Origin of the sequence: Streptococcus sp. SC1 (assembly GCF_030272855.1) — a bacterium.
GTDB lineage: Bacteria > Bacillota > Bacilli > Lactobacillales > Streptococcaceae > Streptococcus.
Genome location: NZ_JAQCMU010000001.1, coordinates 72,639 through 85,671, shown reverse-complemented (window position 1 = coordinate 85,671; position 13,033 = coordinate 72,639). Strand labels below are relative to the sequence as shown.

Here is a 13,033-nt window from a genome sequence, read left to right as displayed (position 1 = left end):
GTTTAATTCAGTACATCGTAATATATATCATTCAAATCACTACCTTTATTTTAAATAAGAATATTGATTCGGACAATCAAAAGTAAGAGGAGCTTCATTACGAGGCCCCTCTTTTTTCTATGCTTGCTCCAATATCTATTTTATTATTTAACTATAATAAAATAGTACATGAATTAATGTATCCAGCTTTATTCAGCTCGACAAGCTGAAATCTGTTTACTTACGGTGTTCCTCTACTTTAGATTCATACTTTTTTAAAAGTTCCTGTGAGTAAACTTTTTCATGTATCGAGTTCCTAACTTCTTTCCAGAGAATAGCCGCAACTTTTAACTTATTAGAATAACAATCGCTCAATTCATCTAAACAAAAGTCTTTTAGAAACTGATTCCATTGGCAAGCCGAACTATCATACTTGGCATAATCTGACTCACCATAATATATTTTAATCATATCTTGAATAGTGAATGTTATATCTTTATCCCTTTTTACTTTTCGCCAAGCCGTTGCCATATCAGCACTAAATTTAAAGGGACTAATCCCTGTTATAGCTGAAAAATAATCTCGAAATTTTTGGTTAAAAGAAAAACCACAGTTAAGTAAAGGAGTCTCCAAGGTTATCACTTCGACTTGACTTTTGTTTCCTGTCTTCAAAAATTTTTCTACTTTATTTCCCTCAAAATACTGTTCGATAATATAGTTTAATTCTTGCTTCGTACATCTATACTCTAATCCAAGGGACTTACAAATTTGTGAAAGTTCTTCTCGATACCAATAGTATCTATTAAATTCTTCAAATGATTTTATATCTCCAAAATCAGGTCTTTTTTCTACCATATGCACACCTTAATAAATTCAAATTTGTCAGACAATCAATTTACTTGCTAACTTGTAAACCCGTCTTATCACTTTACTTTCTAAGTTCTAGCTATCGAGCTCAATTTTAAGCAACTCTGGAAATTTCTTACTAATATCCCCTAAAGCATTTCCAACCGATTTTCTCACATATTCGCTTGCATCTTCTTTTAAGTTTGCAATCTTTCAATAGCTTCATTCGGATTTCCTTAAATTATGATCTACTCGTCTATACTCTTAACCCCTCTATGACTGCTCTCCTTGTATTAGGATTGAATAACCGGAATACAATCATAACTTCTCATATTATATCATTATTTCGAAGATATTATTTCTATCGACTTCAAATCCTTCAAAAAAGAGTGTGAAAATGTACTGACCCCAAAAAGTTAGACAAATAATTTAAGTGAAGGATTTAGTTCTGTATTGCATAGGACTAAGTCCTTTTAGTTTGACCTTAATTCGTTTGTTGTTGTAATAATCAATATATTCCACAATAGCTTGTTCCAATTGCTCAAGTAACTTAAATGTTTTCTCATAACCATAAAACATTTCGGATTTCAAGATGCTGAAGAAGGACTCCATCATGCCGTTGTCTGGGCTGTTACCCTTGCGTGACATAGATGGCTGAATTCCTTTATCCTCTAAAAAATGATGATAGAAATCGTGTTGATATTGCCATCCCTAGTCACTGTGGAGAATTGTATTCTCGTAATGCTCCTCTGTGAATGCCTGTTCTAGCATCGTTTTTACTTGTTCTAAATTAGGCAAACAAGAAAGATTAAAAGCAATAATTTCGCTGTTAAAACCATCTAAAACGGGCGATAAATACAATTTCTGTGTGCTATTTGGAATGGCAAACTCTGTCACATCCGTATAGCACTTTTCCATTGGCCTCGATGCTTCAAACTGACGTTGAATGAGATTCCCTGCTTTCTTGCCAATCTCTCCTTGGTAGGAAGAATACTTCCGTTTCCGACGAATTCGAGCTGCTAAATCAAGAACTTTCATCAAACGTTGAACTTTCTTATGATTGACCGCATAACCACGATTTCTTAGTTCTAAGTGAATCCGACGATAGCCATAATTTCCTTTATGGTCATTATAAATGGCCTGAATTTCGGTTTTAAGTTCTTGATCCTTATCAACCCCATTCAGTTGCTTCAACTGATAATAGTAAGTTGAGCGAGCTAAACGAACTGTTTTAAGAAGTAAATCTAGTCGAAATCCTCCTGAAATCATTTCTCTAACTGTCTCTTCCTTTCTTGCTGTACGGCTTCGTCCATGTCTTCTAGCTCTTTTAACTTTTTAAGTAGGCCACCTCAGTCCGTAAGCGTTCATTCTCCTCTTGAAGTCGCTCTAGTTCAGTCATTTCTTCCTAAGTTTTCTTCCGTTTACGTCCCATTTTAGCTGGTCTCTCTCTTGTTTCCTCAACAATAGTATACCCGTTTTTCTTGTATTGTGCTATCCAATTTGGAAGTAATCCACTACTTGGGAGAGCACAATCCAAAGATACGCTTAGTTGCGAACGACCTTCAAGTAGGACTTTATCAATCATTTTTTGTTTTAATTCAGGAGAGTAATAACGGTTTTTCCCTTTTTTGACATTTTCTATTCCGTAGCGATCAATCAATCGGATTAAATAGTCAAGATTTGAAAGGTTTATTCCATATTTTTCTGAAAGTCGCTAAAAAACACCCCAAAAGTTAGATTTTTTCTGTCTAACTTTTGGGGTCCAGTTCAAATCCAATCTACTGTCTTTTTAGCGCTCTATAATTTTATAGTGGGGAAAATCACTGTAGGAATTATGAAGCTTTTTATCTAGCTTTTAAACAGCCAGTCAAACTCAATGTTTACGATTCCATCCAAACCCTATATATACAAGTACAAGCATTGCCACAATCCAAATGATAAGTGCAAAGAATTGAGGTGTCAAAAGACTAAAGGTAGCCATACTGTTAAAATACTGATTGTGTGCTCCTAATAGTGAAAAATCTGTTAATAATTTTGCAACTTTATTAACACTTGAAAACAGAGGTAAGGACATTATAAGCAGGTAGAAAATCAAGCTTACAGCAGATGCTTGTGTTTGATTTTTACAGAATAGTGCTATCGCTAAATTGACAAAAATAAAGCAAGTAATCGTTAAGAAAGTTACTAATGCGTATACCCCAATGTGAGGTATGGATATAGCAAAAGCAATAGGCATAATACAGACCCCTAATATTGAAAACAGTAAAGGAAATAAAATCGTCGATAAAATGTACTCAGGTGTTGTGACCCCCGTTAAAATTAATGTTCTGAGGTTCTTTTTGTCTTTTTCCTCGCTTATAATCAATGTTGTAAAGGTTCCAGCAGTTAGACTATAAATCGTAATAACCGCCATACTCATTAAAAATATAGACCCACGAACATCTGGTACAAAGTTTAAAACGGAAAAGTCTACAATTGGTGTAAACACACATACAAATAAAATCATTTTATTATTAAGAAGGTAGCGATACCGTAACCACAACAAACTAAAAAATCGATTAAACATATTATAGTTTTTCTCCTGTTAATTGAATAAAGATGCTTTCAAGGTTCGTTTCAAGAGAATTGATCGTTTTTACATTCTTTCCTAAATATTTTGAAACTTCTCCCTTTGGAACAATAATTTCTTTCCCATCAAAATAGGTGACTTTTACCTTATCTGTCTGGCTATATTTATCGATAATGTCATGAGGGGAACCACTTTCTATTATTTTACCTTTATGAAGCAAAGCTATTGAATCACATAATTTGGTTGCCTCCTCCATGTTATGAGTTGTCAAAAAAATCGTTGTTCCCGCCTCTTTAATTTCTAATAATAAGTCATGAACTATTTGAGACAGGGTAGGATCCATTCCTGAAGTAGGTTCATCTAAAAAGATTAGCTGTGGGGAATGCAAAATTGCTCGGATTAATAACATTCGTTGCTTCATCCCTGTAGATAGTTTTTCTGCTTTTTTAAATCGATCGTCATATAGTTTCAACCGCTTAAGTAAACTGTCGAGATAAGAAATTTCTACATTATGAAATTTAGCAAAAAATATTAAATTATCATAGAGTGATAATCTATCATAAAAACCAACATTATCACTCATAATTCCCAATTCTAGAAATTTGTCGGATGTTAATTGAGTACAATCTTCCCCTAATATTTTTACAGTGCCTTCATCTGGTGATAATTGCCCTGTTAAAATATTTATTGTTGTGGTTTTACCAGCGCCAGATGGACCTAAAAACCCAAAAATCTCTCCACTATTAATTGAAAGATTTATATCTTGGAGTGCAATTTTTCCTTTGAAATTCTTTCTAAGATTTGAAATTACAATACTTTTATTCATCTCTTTGTCTTTCCTCTATAACTATTTCTCTCCGGTAAACATTAAATGAACGGAATACAATCATAACTTCTTATATTATATCATTATTTCTAAAATATTATTTCTATCGACTTCAAAATCTTCAAAAAAGAGAAGAGAAATGGATAAAATTCGGAGAAAAACTCTTATAAAATTCCAAGAAAACCCTTACTTTTGAAAATATTCATTTTAATGCAATAAATTTTGACAGATGCTCTACTAGCCTTTATAATAGTATTATTACTAAAATTAGGGAGAGTATGTCCATGCCAAATAATGAAGAGAACAAAGGTATGTTTCGTAATTTTTTAGGTGGCTTTAAGCGTCTTATAAAAGGAGAAGAGGACGAATCATCCACTTCTGCGGTTCATAACAATGAAGGAAGTAACCCACAAGTCAATGTGAACCCAGAAGATAGAGAAAATTTCCTCATTGAGAAAGCTTTGGAGTCGATCCAATACTACGACCGCTTGGATGTTATGAATATCGGTGGAGAAGAAGTAGACGAATCCCCAGTTGTAGAAAGTGAAGCTGGTTTGGATCAGGAAAAAATGGCAGCGAAAAGCCAGGCAGCCAGCACGACAGAATCTACTGAGACAAGCATTTCTTCAGATTCTATGAAAAAGAGGGGCTTGAAGAGCACTGCTGATTCAATATCTCTATCATTAAGTATAGAAAGTAAAAAGGCTTCTCGTAGTTTAGAAGTAACCGAATCACAGACACAAAGTTTGGAAATTGGGCAATCTGACAGCAAAGAAACGGATACTTCTGCTAGCTTGTCAATTGCGCAAAGTCATGCCTTCGAGCAATCAATCCTTGAAGAAAATAGAGCGTCGCTGAGCTTATCAATTTTTGAGTCAGTATCTCAAAGCATGGCCGCTGAAGAGTCTCTCAGTGCGGACAACGAAGCATCTACCAGCTTGTCTATTGCTGAGTCTGTGGCGCAAAGCATTGCCATCCAAGAATCGATCAGTGCGGAAATCGAAGCGTCTATCAGCCTGTCTGTGGCGGAGTCTATTTCTCAAAGCATTGCTATCCAAGGATCTATCAGTGCAGAAATCGAAGCATCTACTAGCTTGTCTGTGGCAGAATCTATTTCTCAAAGCATTGTCATCCAAGAATCTATCAGTGCGGAGGCGGAAGCGTCGCTTAGCCTGTCCGTAGCTGAGTCTGTTTCTCAAAGCATTGCCATTCAAGAATCAATCAGTGCGGAACTGGAAGCATCTACTAGCTTGTCCGTAGCTGAGTCTGTGGCGCAAAGCATCGCCATCCAAGAATCTATCAGTGCGGAATTGGAAGCATCTACTAGCTTGTCCGTTGCTGAGTCTATTTCGCAAAGCATTGCCATTCAAGAATCTATCAGTGCAGAAACAGAAGCATCACTGAGCCTGTCGGTAGCAGAATCCGTAGCGCAAAGCATCGCCATCCAAGAATCTATCAGTGCGGAGGCGGAAGCGTCGCTTAGCCTGTCCATAGCAGAGTCTGTTTCTCAAAGCATCGCCATCCAAGAATCTATCAGTGCGGAAATCGAAGCGTCTGCTAGCCTGTCTGTAGCTGAATCTGTTTCTCAAAGCATTGCCATTCAAGAATCTATCAGCGCGGAATTCGAAGCGTCTAACAGCTTATCTGTAGCTGAGTCTGTGTCTCAAAGCATTGCCGTTCAAGAATCGATCAGCGCGGAAATCGAAGCGTCGCTTAGTCTGTCGGTGGCTGAATCTATTTCTCAGAGCATTGCCATCCAAGAATCTATCAGTGCGGAGGCGGAAGCGTCGCTTAGCCTGTCCGTAGCTGAGTCCGTTTCTCAAAGCGTTGCTATCCAAGAATCTATCAGCGCAGAAATCGAAGCGTCTAATAGCTTGTCCGTAGCAGAATCTATTTCTCAAAGTATTGCTATCCAAGAATCTATCAGCGCGGAAATCGAAGCATCTACTAGTCTGTCGATAGCTGAATCTGTTTCTCAAAGCATTACTATTGAAGAATCAATCAGCGCAGAGAACGAAGCATCTACGAGCTTGTCTGTAGAGGAATCCCAAGTCTTAGATAGAGCTATTGAACAGGCTATTATCACAGAAAACGAAGTGTCTACTAGCTTATCTATCGTAGAGTCTGAAGCACTAAGTAAAGCGATCGAGTTATCAATTAGTGCGGAAAACGAAGCGTCCATCAGCCTATCTGTAGCGGAATCTGAAGCCTTAAGTCGGGCAATTGAACAATCTATTAGCGCGGAGAACGAGGCATCACTAAGCCTATCTATTACTGAAAATGAAATCCAAAGCATCGCTATTGAACAGTCTATCAGCCTAGAAAATGAAGTATCTACTAACCTGTCTATGGCAGAATCTCAAGCGAAAAGCGTAGCCGTAGAGCAGTCTATCAGCCTGGAACAAGAACAGTCACGCAGCCTATCTATCGCTGAATCACAATCACAACATGCGGCGGTGGAACAATCTCGCAATCTGGAACAGGAATATTCATACAGTTTGACAGCTGCGGAATCTAGAGCGAAAAGAGATACTATTGAGCAGTCTACCAGCTTGGAGCAAGAACAATCATTTAGTTTATCTACTGCAGAATCTAAAATCCTCAGCAGAGCCGTTGAACAATCAATCAGCGTCAAACAGGATCATTCATTCAGCATTTACCTTGCCCAATCTGAAGCCCAAAGTAAGATCATTGAGCAGTCTATCAGCCTAGAGCAAGAACAGTCACGCAGCCTGTCTATTGCTGAATCACAATCGCAAAGCATCGCTATTGAGCAATCAATGAGCGTGGAAAGAGAGCGTTCAATCAGTCTATCTATCGCTGAATCGCAATCACAAAGAATGATTATTGAACAATCAATCAGTGCAGAGAGAGCCCATTCGATCAGTCTGTCTGCTGCCGTATATCAATCGCAAAGCATGGCTTCTGAGTTTACTACTGTCACACAGAATCTATCAACCTTGGCCATGATTACTAAGAGACATAAAAAATAAGCTCAGAACAAACAGCGAATGAATACTGAAAGGAACTAATATGATTAGAAATATTCTATCAAGTAATGGTAAAAGTCTAGGAATCACCGACATTCTACCCCAGTATGGTGAAGACTATCGTCTCTCTGTCATGGACGGAACAGTTGACTATCGAACAATTCCCCTAGGAGCCTACGATTTATTCAAACAAGGCTATAGTAAACAGGATTATCTGGCAGACATTGAAAAAATTAAAACAATGGGCTTCAATACCTACCAGCTGTCCTTTTCATGGACTCGCCTCTTCCCGACAGGAGAAGAGCGGAGACCCGATGCTAAGGTTCTTGCTTTCTATGAGTCAATTATCGATGCACTGCTAGAAAATGACATCGAACCAATTGTGAGTCTGTCTCATTTTGATTTCCCTCTCCATCTGTATGAAAAATACGGGGCATGGAAAAGTCGTCAAATGATTGCCATGTATGAAAAGTATTGCGAAGCCGTTTTGACCCACTTTAAAGAAAAAGTCACTTACTGGATTACCTTTAAAGAAATGAGCGCTCTTCCCTATTTGCCATTCTTGGGCGCTGGGCTACACTTTGATAGCACGGAAAACCAGGAGCAACAAATCTGGCTAGCTGCTCACCATCAGCTAATCGCATCCGCAAACGTGGTTAAGCTCGGTCAAACCATCAATCCAACCTTCCAATTCGGTAGTTTGATTACCATCAATAGTGATTCCCACCAAGAAAATCACTCAGCTACCGATGCCTTGGGCCATGAGCTGAACAGACGTAAAAACTACATTTTTACAGATGTGCAGACCAAGGGCCACTATCCAAACCACTTCCTTCGCTACATTGAGCGAAATCAGCTGGATCTGGGCATTATGGAAGAGGATGTCTTCGCCTTAAGAGAAGGAGTCGTGGACTTCATTGCCTTCTCACATTATGCGGCGGAAAATATCCAAGATTTGTTTATCAATAAATATGTCCGCAGAAATATAGAAACTTGTCTGGCACAACCTGTTCTTCTTCGGATTGCCATGTCTGAGCTATACGAGCGCTACCACAAGCCTCTATTGGTCATTGAGACTTGTTCTGAGGTCTCTGACCACCCGCAATTAGCTAAGAACATTCAAGACAATGTTCAAGAAATTATTAAATCCGTTGAGATTGACGGGATTGAGCTGCTTGGCTACACGCCATTTAGCTGGAGCGATGTAAATATCTAGAATCCAGTCCCAAGTTCAAAACATAGAAAAATCTCCCCGAGAAAGTGAATAATCACTTGTGGGGAGATTTTTGATGTTTTAGAATAGAAATCAAAAACCTAATCTTTTCCTTTGCTATCTCTAAAAATCCGATAGCTAGTCTCAGCGACAGGCAGGCCGATGATGGTGTGCATATCGCCTGTAATTGAGCGGATAAAGCGAGGATCCAGCTCCTGAAAGCCGTAAGCACCCGCCTTATCCAGCGGACGCTTCTCATGCAGATAGGCCTCGATGACAGGCTCTAATTCTGGGTAATAATCTACAAAGTCCACCTGCGCCACGGTGTAAAAAACTTCTAGAAAACCCTGCATACGGAGACAGACCGAAGTCACTACATGGTGGCTCTTGCTAAAGTAAGACCGAAACATCCGACTGGCTTCAGCTAAATCCTGTGGTTTATTGTAAATCTGACCATCCACTACGACGATGGTATCAGCTGAAATATAAAGGGTTTCAGCTTCCAAGTCCAAATCAGACTTGGCCTTGGAAATCTCACAACAAATCTTGGCCGCCTTGGTCAGAAAGTCCTGATCATCGATGGTTGCCATACAATGCTCTTCGATAGCTCGCTCGTCCACTTCTACAGCCTGAATATCTGGATTCAAAAAACTCAGCAATTCCTTGCGTCTGGGCGACGTAGATAGCAGGACAAAGCGACGAATCCTTCCTTTTTCACCTTCCCTTTGGTAGTCAAAAACCGTCTTCATGATTGTCCTCCTATGTCCTTTAATTGAAAGAGTTCTTCCACCCTCAAATCAAAAACCTGAGCGATTTTTAAAGCCATCTCTAGCGAGGGATTGTAGCGATTATTTTCCAAGTGCAAGATCGTTTCGCGCCGCATACCGATGCGGTCAGCCAACTCCTGCTGGGTCATACTTCTGGATTCACGGACAGATTTGAGATTGGTGATAATATTGCTTTCCTTGGCCATTTTTAACCCCACTTTTCAAATAAAAAGAAGACAAATCCAAAGAGCAAAACCAAGATACCAATCATGATGAAAAATATTCCGGCATTGACTGTGATGGAACCTACATTAGCGCTAAGGCCTGCAAGTACCAGTAAAGTTGCTATACAAATGGCAAACATCAAAGTCGCTGCTTTTGCTAGATTGGCATAAAAGCGCTCGTCTGCTCTCTCCTTGACCTTTTTCAAAGCAAAAAATAGAAGAAAAAGAAACTGGATAGCCAGGAGGCCTCCCAAGGCAATGTACTTTATAAAGGGCGGATTGGTGCTCGGAGTCCACAACCAGATTCCGACACTATAGATAGAAGTTGCCGTAAGCGTCAGCAAATTATAAAATTTCATGGTCAGATCATAGACTTGCTTTTCTTGAAGCTCTTTCACCTTCTTGGGCCCTGGTTTCATGTGAAACCAAGACCAGATACTCACGAGCTGACCTAAACTTAATAAACCGACAATCATCCACTTGGCTGGCCAGCTGAGATTGCTGGGAGCAAGGAAAACAGTAAAATCAATAAAGAGAGCCGTGGCAACCATCAAAATGAGGCCACCCATTTTTTGACTTTTTTTCATGATAGACTCCTTTCGTTTGTTAGAAATATTTAACACCCTTTATGTTATAAATATATCACACACAAGAATAAAAGACAAGCATTTATGTGCTGCTTTGGAATTTTTTATTTCCACAAACAAAAACCCCAGAATTTCTCTGGGGAGCTGTCTTATTCTTTACCAATACAATATTCTTGGTGCTCTTGCAAGCTTTCATCGGTCTGAATGGTCACTTTGGAAATGCCATAAGCTAAAAGCTTTTGGCGTAGGAAAATCTGCGTTTCAGCCAGCAAATTGGGATTTTCCAAACAGATATGAAGCATAGCAAATTTTTCCAAGCCATCCGTCGTCCAGACATTGATCTGGGTGATGGCTCGCACATTTTCTAGCGCTGCTATTTCCTGATAAAGCTGACTGAGATCCACATCGCTGGGCACATGGTCTAGGAAAATCTGGATATTCTCCCAAAATTTTGGCAGGGCCTTGCTGAGAATAAAGCCTGCGATGACGAGAGAAAGCAGCGGATCCAGGAAATACCAATCGGTGAAGCGCAAAATGAGAGATACGAGGATAACCGCTAGCCAGCCCAAAATATCCTCAAGAAAGTGCAAGCTAAGAATGGATTCATTGTGGCTGTGCCCATGGCTGACCACTCGGCTGGCTGCTGTATTGACGACAATGGCGACAATCCCCAAAATCAACATGCCATCATAATTCACTTTCTCAGGGGCAAATAGTTTAGGGACATTTTCCACGATAACCAAGGTCGAACCGATCAGCAAAATCACTGAGGTCAAGAGGGCCCCCAGTAGGCTGTAGCGTTTATATCCTAGGGTATAGTTACGGTCTTCTTTTCTAGTGGAAATCTTTTCAAAAAGAGTTGATAGACCAATAGCCAAAGCATCTCCCGTATCATGAACCGCATCGGCTAAGACAGCGCTAGAATGAAAGAGAAGGCCAAAGGTAAACTCAATAATAGCAAAAGAAAAATTCAAGAGAAAAGCGATTGTCATATTTTTACTGGATTTCATCACAACCTCCTTATATATTTGCTTAAACAAATACTATTTATGGTATAATCTAATCAATACCGAACACTCTGTTCAATTATATTATCTCCTATTATTAGAAAGGAAACAAGAGCCAGTTCATGCCCTTTGTCTCTTAGCAGACAAAAAGCTCTTTTTGTACGGAATTTCCATGGATAGACGAGTAAAAAAATCACGCGCAGCCATTTACCAAGCCTTTATCAGCCTGCTCAATCAGAAAAGCTACGAAAGCATCACCGTTCAGGAAATCATTGATCTGGCAGATGTAGGCCGCTCCACCTTCTATAGCCACTTTGAGACCAAAGAAACCCTGCTGGAGGAACTCTGCCAAGATCTCTTTCAGCATACCTTTATCGAGCGGTCTGAAGGACGTGATTTATTTGAAGCGACAGCCCATATTTTCCATCACTTTCGGAAAAATCAGGATCGGATAGCCACCCTTCTCTTGGCTAAAAATACTTATTTCATCAACCGCCTGAAAGTCGAGCTAGAGCGCTATCTCTTTCCCATGATTGAGCAGACATTATTGCAGAAAAAAAGCCATCTGCCGGACAACTTTTTAAAAAATTATGTGACGTCAACTTTTGTGGAGACGGTCAGCTGGTGGCTGCAACAACGAAATCAAGTTGGCGAAAACACGATTTCTCGCTATTTTCTGGACTTGATGGACTAAGCCGCAATTCGCCTATCATTTTCTGAAAAGATATGGTATAATCGTTCCTTGACACAGGAAAGGAGATTGATAACTTATGAAAAAAGAACACTCACCATTTTTAATTCCAGGTATAGTGATGATCGGGATAGCACTGCGGGCTCCTTTTACTGTTTTGCCTATCGTTCTGACAGACATTGCGGAGGGGCTACAGGTTCCAGTTAGCTCCCTGGGCCTCTTGACTAGCCTGCCCTTGATTATGTTTGCCCTCTGCTCGGTCTTTGCTCCGCGCTTGGCGCAAAAGATGAGCTTGGAAAAACTGTTTGCTCTTGTTTTACTCGTGCTAACTCTAGGCTCACTGATTCGCGTATTTAATCTTCCCTTACTTTATACGGGAACTATTATTTTAGGAGCGGCTATTGCTGTCTTAAACGTCCTTCTTCCGAGCTTGATTCAGGCCAATCAGCCGCATCGTGTCGGTCTTTTGACAACTCTCTATATCACATCGATGGGCCTATCGATTACGATTTTGTCTGCTCTGGCTGTTCCCATCGTTCAAATGAGCTCTTGGCAAGGTCTCATTTGGTTATCAACCCTGATTTGCTTTGTGATTCTCCTGATTTGGTTGCCCAATGTCAAATATAGCCATCGCTTGGCGGCTAAACAGCAAGGAAAGCAAGAGCACGGATCTCTTCTAAAAAATCCAAGAGTCTGGGCCTTGATTTTATTTGGTGGCTTACAGTCACTACTCTTTTATACCAGCATGACTTGGTTGCCAACCTTGGGGCAGCAAGCCGGTCTTTCTACTGATACGACCGGACTACTAGCAGCGGTCTTTTCTCTGATTAGCCTGCCCTTTTCAATGACAATTCCTAGCTTGACAGCGCGCTTGAAAGCTCGTCAACGTCTGCTCATGATTAGCTGGGTTTCCGCAGCAGGCCTGATTGGTATTGCCATGCTCTTGATTCGGACAGATGCCTTTGCTTACTGGCTGATTCTTAATCTCCTCATTGGCATGTCTGTCAGTGCTCTCTTCCCCTATCTCATGGTGACCTTCTCCCTCAAGACCTCTACGCCTGCGCAAACGGCTCAACTATCCGGACTGGCTCAAACTGGAGGATACATCCTAGCTGCCTTCGGCCCGAGCCTCTTTGGCTACAGCTTTGATTTGTTCCACTCTTGGACACCAGCCATCCTCATCCTCCTCGGACTGACCGTCATCATGACCATGAGCCTCTTTTACATAGAAAAATTTGATAAGATTCTATAAAACTTCTGATTCTCCATCAGGAGTTTTTTGTTGCCAAGTTTCTTGTAATTTCCGAAATTCGCTTGAAATCATCTTTCCTCAT

11 protein-coding genes and 2 pseudogenes are annotated in these 13,033 nt (G+C 40.0%); 4 read left to right on the top strand and 9 right to left on the bottom strand.

The window, feature by feature from the left end:
* Nucleotides 1-216: 216 nt before the first annotated feature.
* The 5 genes and pseudogenes from PAN94_RS00440 to PAN94_RS00420 all read right to left on the bottom strand — a co-directional run bounded on the left by PAN94_RS00440 (nucleotide 217) and on the right by PAN94_RS00420 (nucleotide 4,220).
* Nucleotides 217-834: an SAP domain-containing protein gene (locus PAN94_RS00440; RefSeq protein WP_285874212.1), complete on the bottom strand. Its 618-nt coding sequence runs from the start codon at nucleotides 832-834 to the stop codon at nucleotides 217-219.
* Nucleotides 835-921: 87 nt separating this feature from the next.
* Nucleotides 922-1,126: pseudogene (locus PAN94_RS00435) on the bottom strand (phosphomethylpyrimidine kinase); the annotation flags it as partial.
* Between the two features lie 128 nt (nucleotides 1,127-1,254).
* Nucleotides 1,255-2,539, bottom strand: a pseudogene (locus PAN94_RS00430) (IS3 family transposase); the annotation flags it as partial.
* A 159-nt stretch (nucleotides 2,540-2,698) separates the two neighbouring features.
* Nucleotides 2,699-3,391: an ABC transporter permease gene (locus PAN94_RS00425; RefSeq protein ID WP_125370759.1), complete on the bottom strand. Its 693-nt coding sequence runs from the start codon at nucleotides 3,389-3,391 to the stop codon at nucleotides 2,699-2,701.
* Between the two features lies 1 nt (nucleotide 3,392).
* Nucleotides 3,393-4,220 carry an ABC transporter ATP-binding protein gene (locus PAN94_RS00420; protein ID WP_285874211.1) on the bottom strand — a complete coding sequence of 276 codons (828 nt, stop codon included), beginning with the start codon at nucleotides 4,218-4,220 and terminating at the stop codon, nucleotides 3,393-3,395.
* Nucleotides 4,221-4,531: 311 nt separating this feature from the next.
* Between PAN94_RS00420 and PAN94_RS00415 the strand changes: the two genes are divergently transcribed.
* Both PAN94_RS00415 and PAN94_RS00410 read left to right on the top strand, forming a co-directional pair.
* Entirely contained in the window at nucleotides 4,532-7,213 is a 2,682-nt protein-coding gene (locus PAN94_RS00415) for a serine-rich family protein (RefSeq protein WP_285874210.1), read from the top strand.
* 40 nt (nucleotides 7,214-7,253) lie between these two features.
* Nucleotides 7,254-8,426, top strand: a complete 1,173-nt coding sequence (locus PAN94_RS00410; RefSeq protein ID WP_285874209.1) for a family 1 glycosylhydrolase — start codon at nucleotides 7,254-7,256, stop codon at nucleotides 8,424-8,426.
* Between the two features lie 98 nt (nucleotides 8,427-8,524).
* Here the strand turns inward: PAN94_RS00410 and PAN94_RS00405 are convergent, their stop codons facing one another.
* The 4 genes from PAN94_RS00405 to PAN94_RS00390 all read right to left on the bottom strand — a co-directional run bounded on the left by PAN94_RS00405 (nucleotide 8,525) and on the right by PAN94_RS00390 (nucleotide 11,011).
* Nucleotides 8,525-9,172: a Maf family protein gene (locus tag PAN94_RS00405; RefSeq protein ID WP_285874208.1), complete on the bottom strand. Its 648-nt coding sequence runs from the start codon at nucleotides 9,170-9,172 to the stop codon at nucleotides 8,525-8,527.
* Nucleotides 9,169-9,396, bottom strand: a complete 228-nt coding sequence (locus PAN94_RS00400) for a helix-turn-helix transcriptional regulator (protein ID WP_285874207.1) — start codon at nucleotides 9,394-9,396, stop codon at nucleotides 9,169-9,171. Before PAN94_RS00400 ends, PAN94_RS00405 begins: the two co-directional genes overlap by 4 nt.
* Before the next feature lie 2 nt (nucleotides 9,397-9,398).
* Complete coding sequence (locus PAN94_RS00395) at nucleotides 9,399-10,001, bottom strand: DUF3796 domain-containing protein (protein WP_285874206.1); 603 nt, start codon at nucleotides 9,999-10,001, stop codon at nucleotides 9,399-9,401.
* Nucleotides 10,002-10,150: 149 nt separating this feature from the next.
* Nucleotides 10,151-11,011, bottom strand: coding sequence for a cation diffusion facilitator family transporter (locus PAN94_RS00390; protein WP_285874205.1), 861 nt, complete (start codon nucleotides 11,009-11,011; stop codon nucleotides 10,151-10,153).
* 169 nt (nucleotides 11,012-11,180) lie between these two features.
* On the opposite strand from PAN94_RS00390, the gene PAN94_RS00385 reads away from it, so the two are divergent.
* Nucleotides 11,181-11,702: a TetR/AcrR family transcriptional regulator gene (locus tag PAN94_RS00385; protein ID WP_285874204.1), complete on the top strand. Its 522-nt coding sequence runs from the start codon at nucleotides 11,181-11,183 to the stop codon at nucleotides 11,700-11,702.
* Between the two features lie 76 nt (nucleotides 11,703-11,778).
* The gene (locus PAN94_RS00380; protein WP_285874203.1) at nucleotides 11,779-12,951 is read left to right on the top strand and encodes a CynX/NimT family MFS transporter; all 1,173 of its coding nucleotides are present in this window, start codon (nucleotides 11,779-11,781) and stop codon (nucleotides 12,949-12,951) included.
* Nucleotides 12,952-13,033 lie beyond the last annotated feature (82 nt).

Excerpts from the sequence above, each read along its gene's own strand:
- PAN94_RS00440 (WP_285874212.1), bottom strand. The coding sequence starts at position 834 with ATGGTAGAAAAAAGACCTGATTTTGGAGATATAAAATCATTTGAAGAA.
- PAN94_RS00425 (WP_125370759.1), bottom strand. The coding sequence starts at position 3,391 with ATGTTTAATCGATTTTTTAGTTTGTTGTGGTTACGGTATCGCTACCTT.
- PAN94_RS00420 (WP_285874211.1), bottom strand. The coding sequence starts at position 4,220 with ATGAATAAAAGTATTGTAATTTCAAATCTTAGAAAGAATTTCAAAGGA.
- PAN94_RS00415 (WP_285874210.1), top strand. The coding sequence starts at position 4,532 with ATGTTTCGTAATTTTTTAGGTGGCTTTAAGCGTCTTATAAAAGGAGAA.
- PAN94_RS00410 (WP_285874209.1), top strand. The coding sequence starts at position 7,254 with ATGATTAGAAATATTCTATCAAGTAATGGTAAAAGTCTAGGAATCACC.
- PAN94_RS00405 (WP_285874208.1), bottom strand. The coding sequence starts at position 9,172 with ATGAAGACGGTTTTTGACTACCAAAGGGAAGGTGAAAAAGGAAGGATT.
- PAN94_RS00400 (WP_285874207.1), bottom strand. The coding sequence starts at position 9,396 with ATGGCCAAGGAAAGCAATATTATCACCAATCTCAAATCTGTCCGTGAA.
- PAN94_RS00395 (WP_285874206.1), bottom strand. The coding sequence starts at position 10,001 with ATGAAAAAAAGTCAAAAAATGGGTGGCCTCATTTTGATGGTTGCCACG.
- PAN94_RS00390 (WP_285874205.1), bottom strand. The coding sequence starts at position 11,011 with ATGAAATCCAGTAAAAATATGACAATCGCTTTTCTCTTGAATTTTTCT.
- PAN94_RS00385 (WP_285874204.1), top strand. The coding sequence starts at position 11,181 with ATGGATAGACGAGTAAAAAAATCACGCGCAGCCATTTACCAAGCCTTT.
- PAN94_RS00380 (WP_285874203.1), top strand. The coding sequence starts at position 11,779 with ATGAAAAAAGAACACTCACCATTTTTAATTCCAGGTATAGTGATGATC.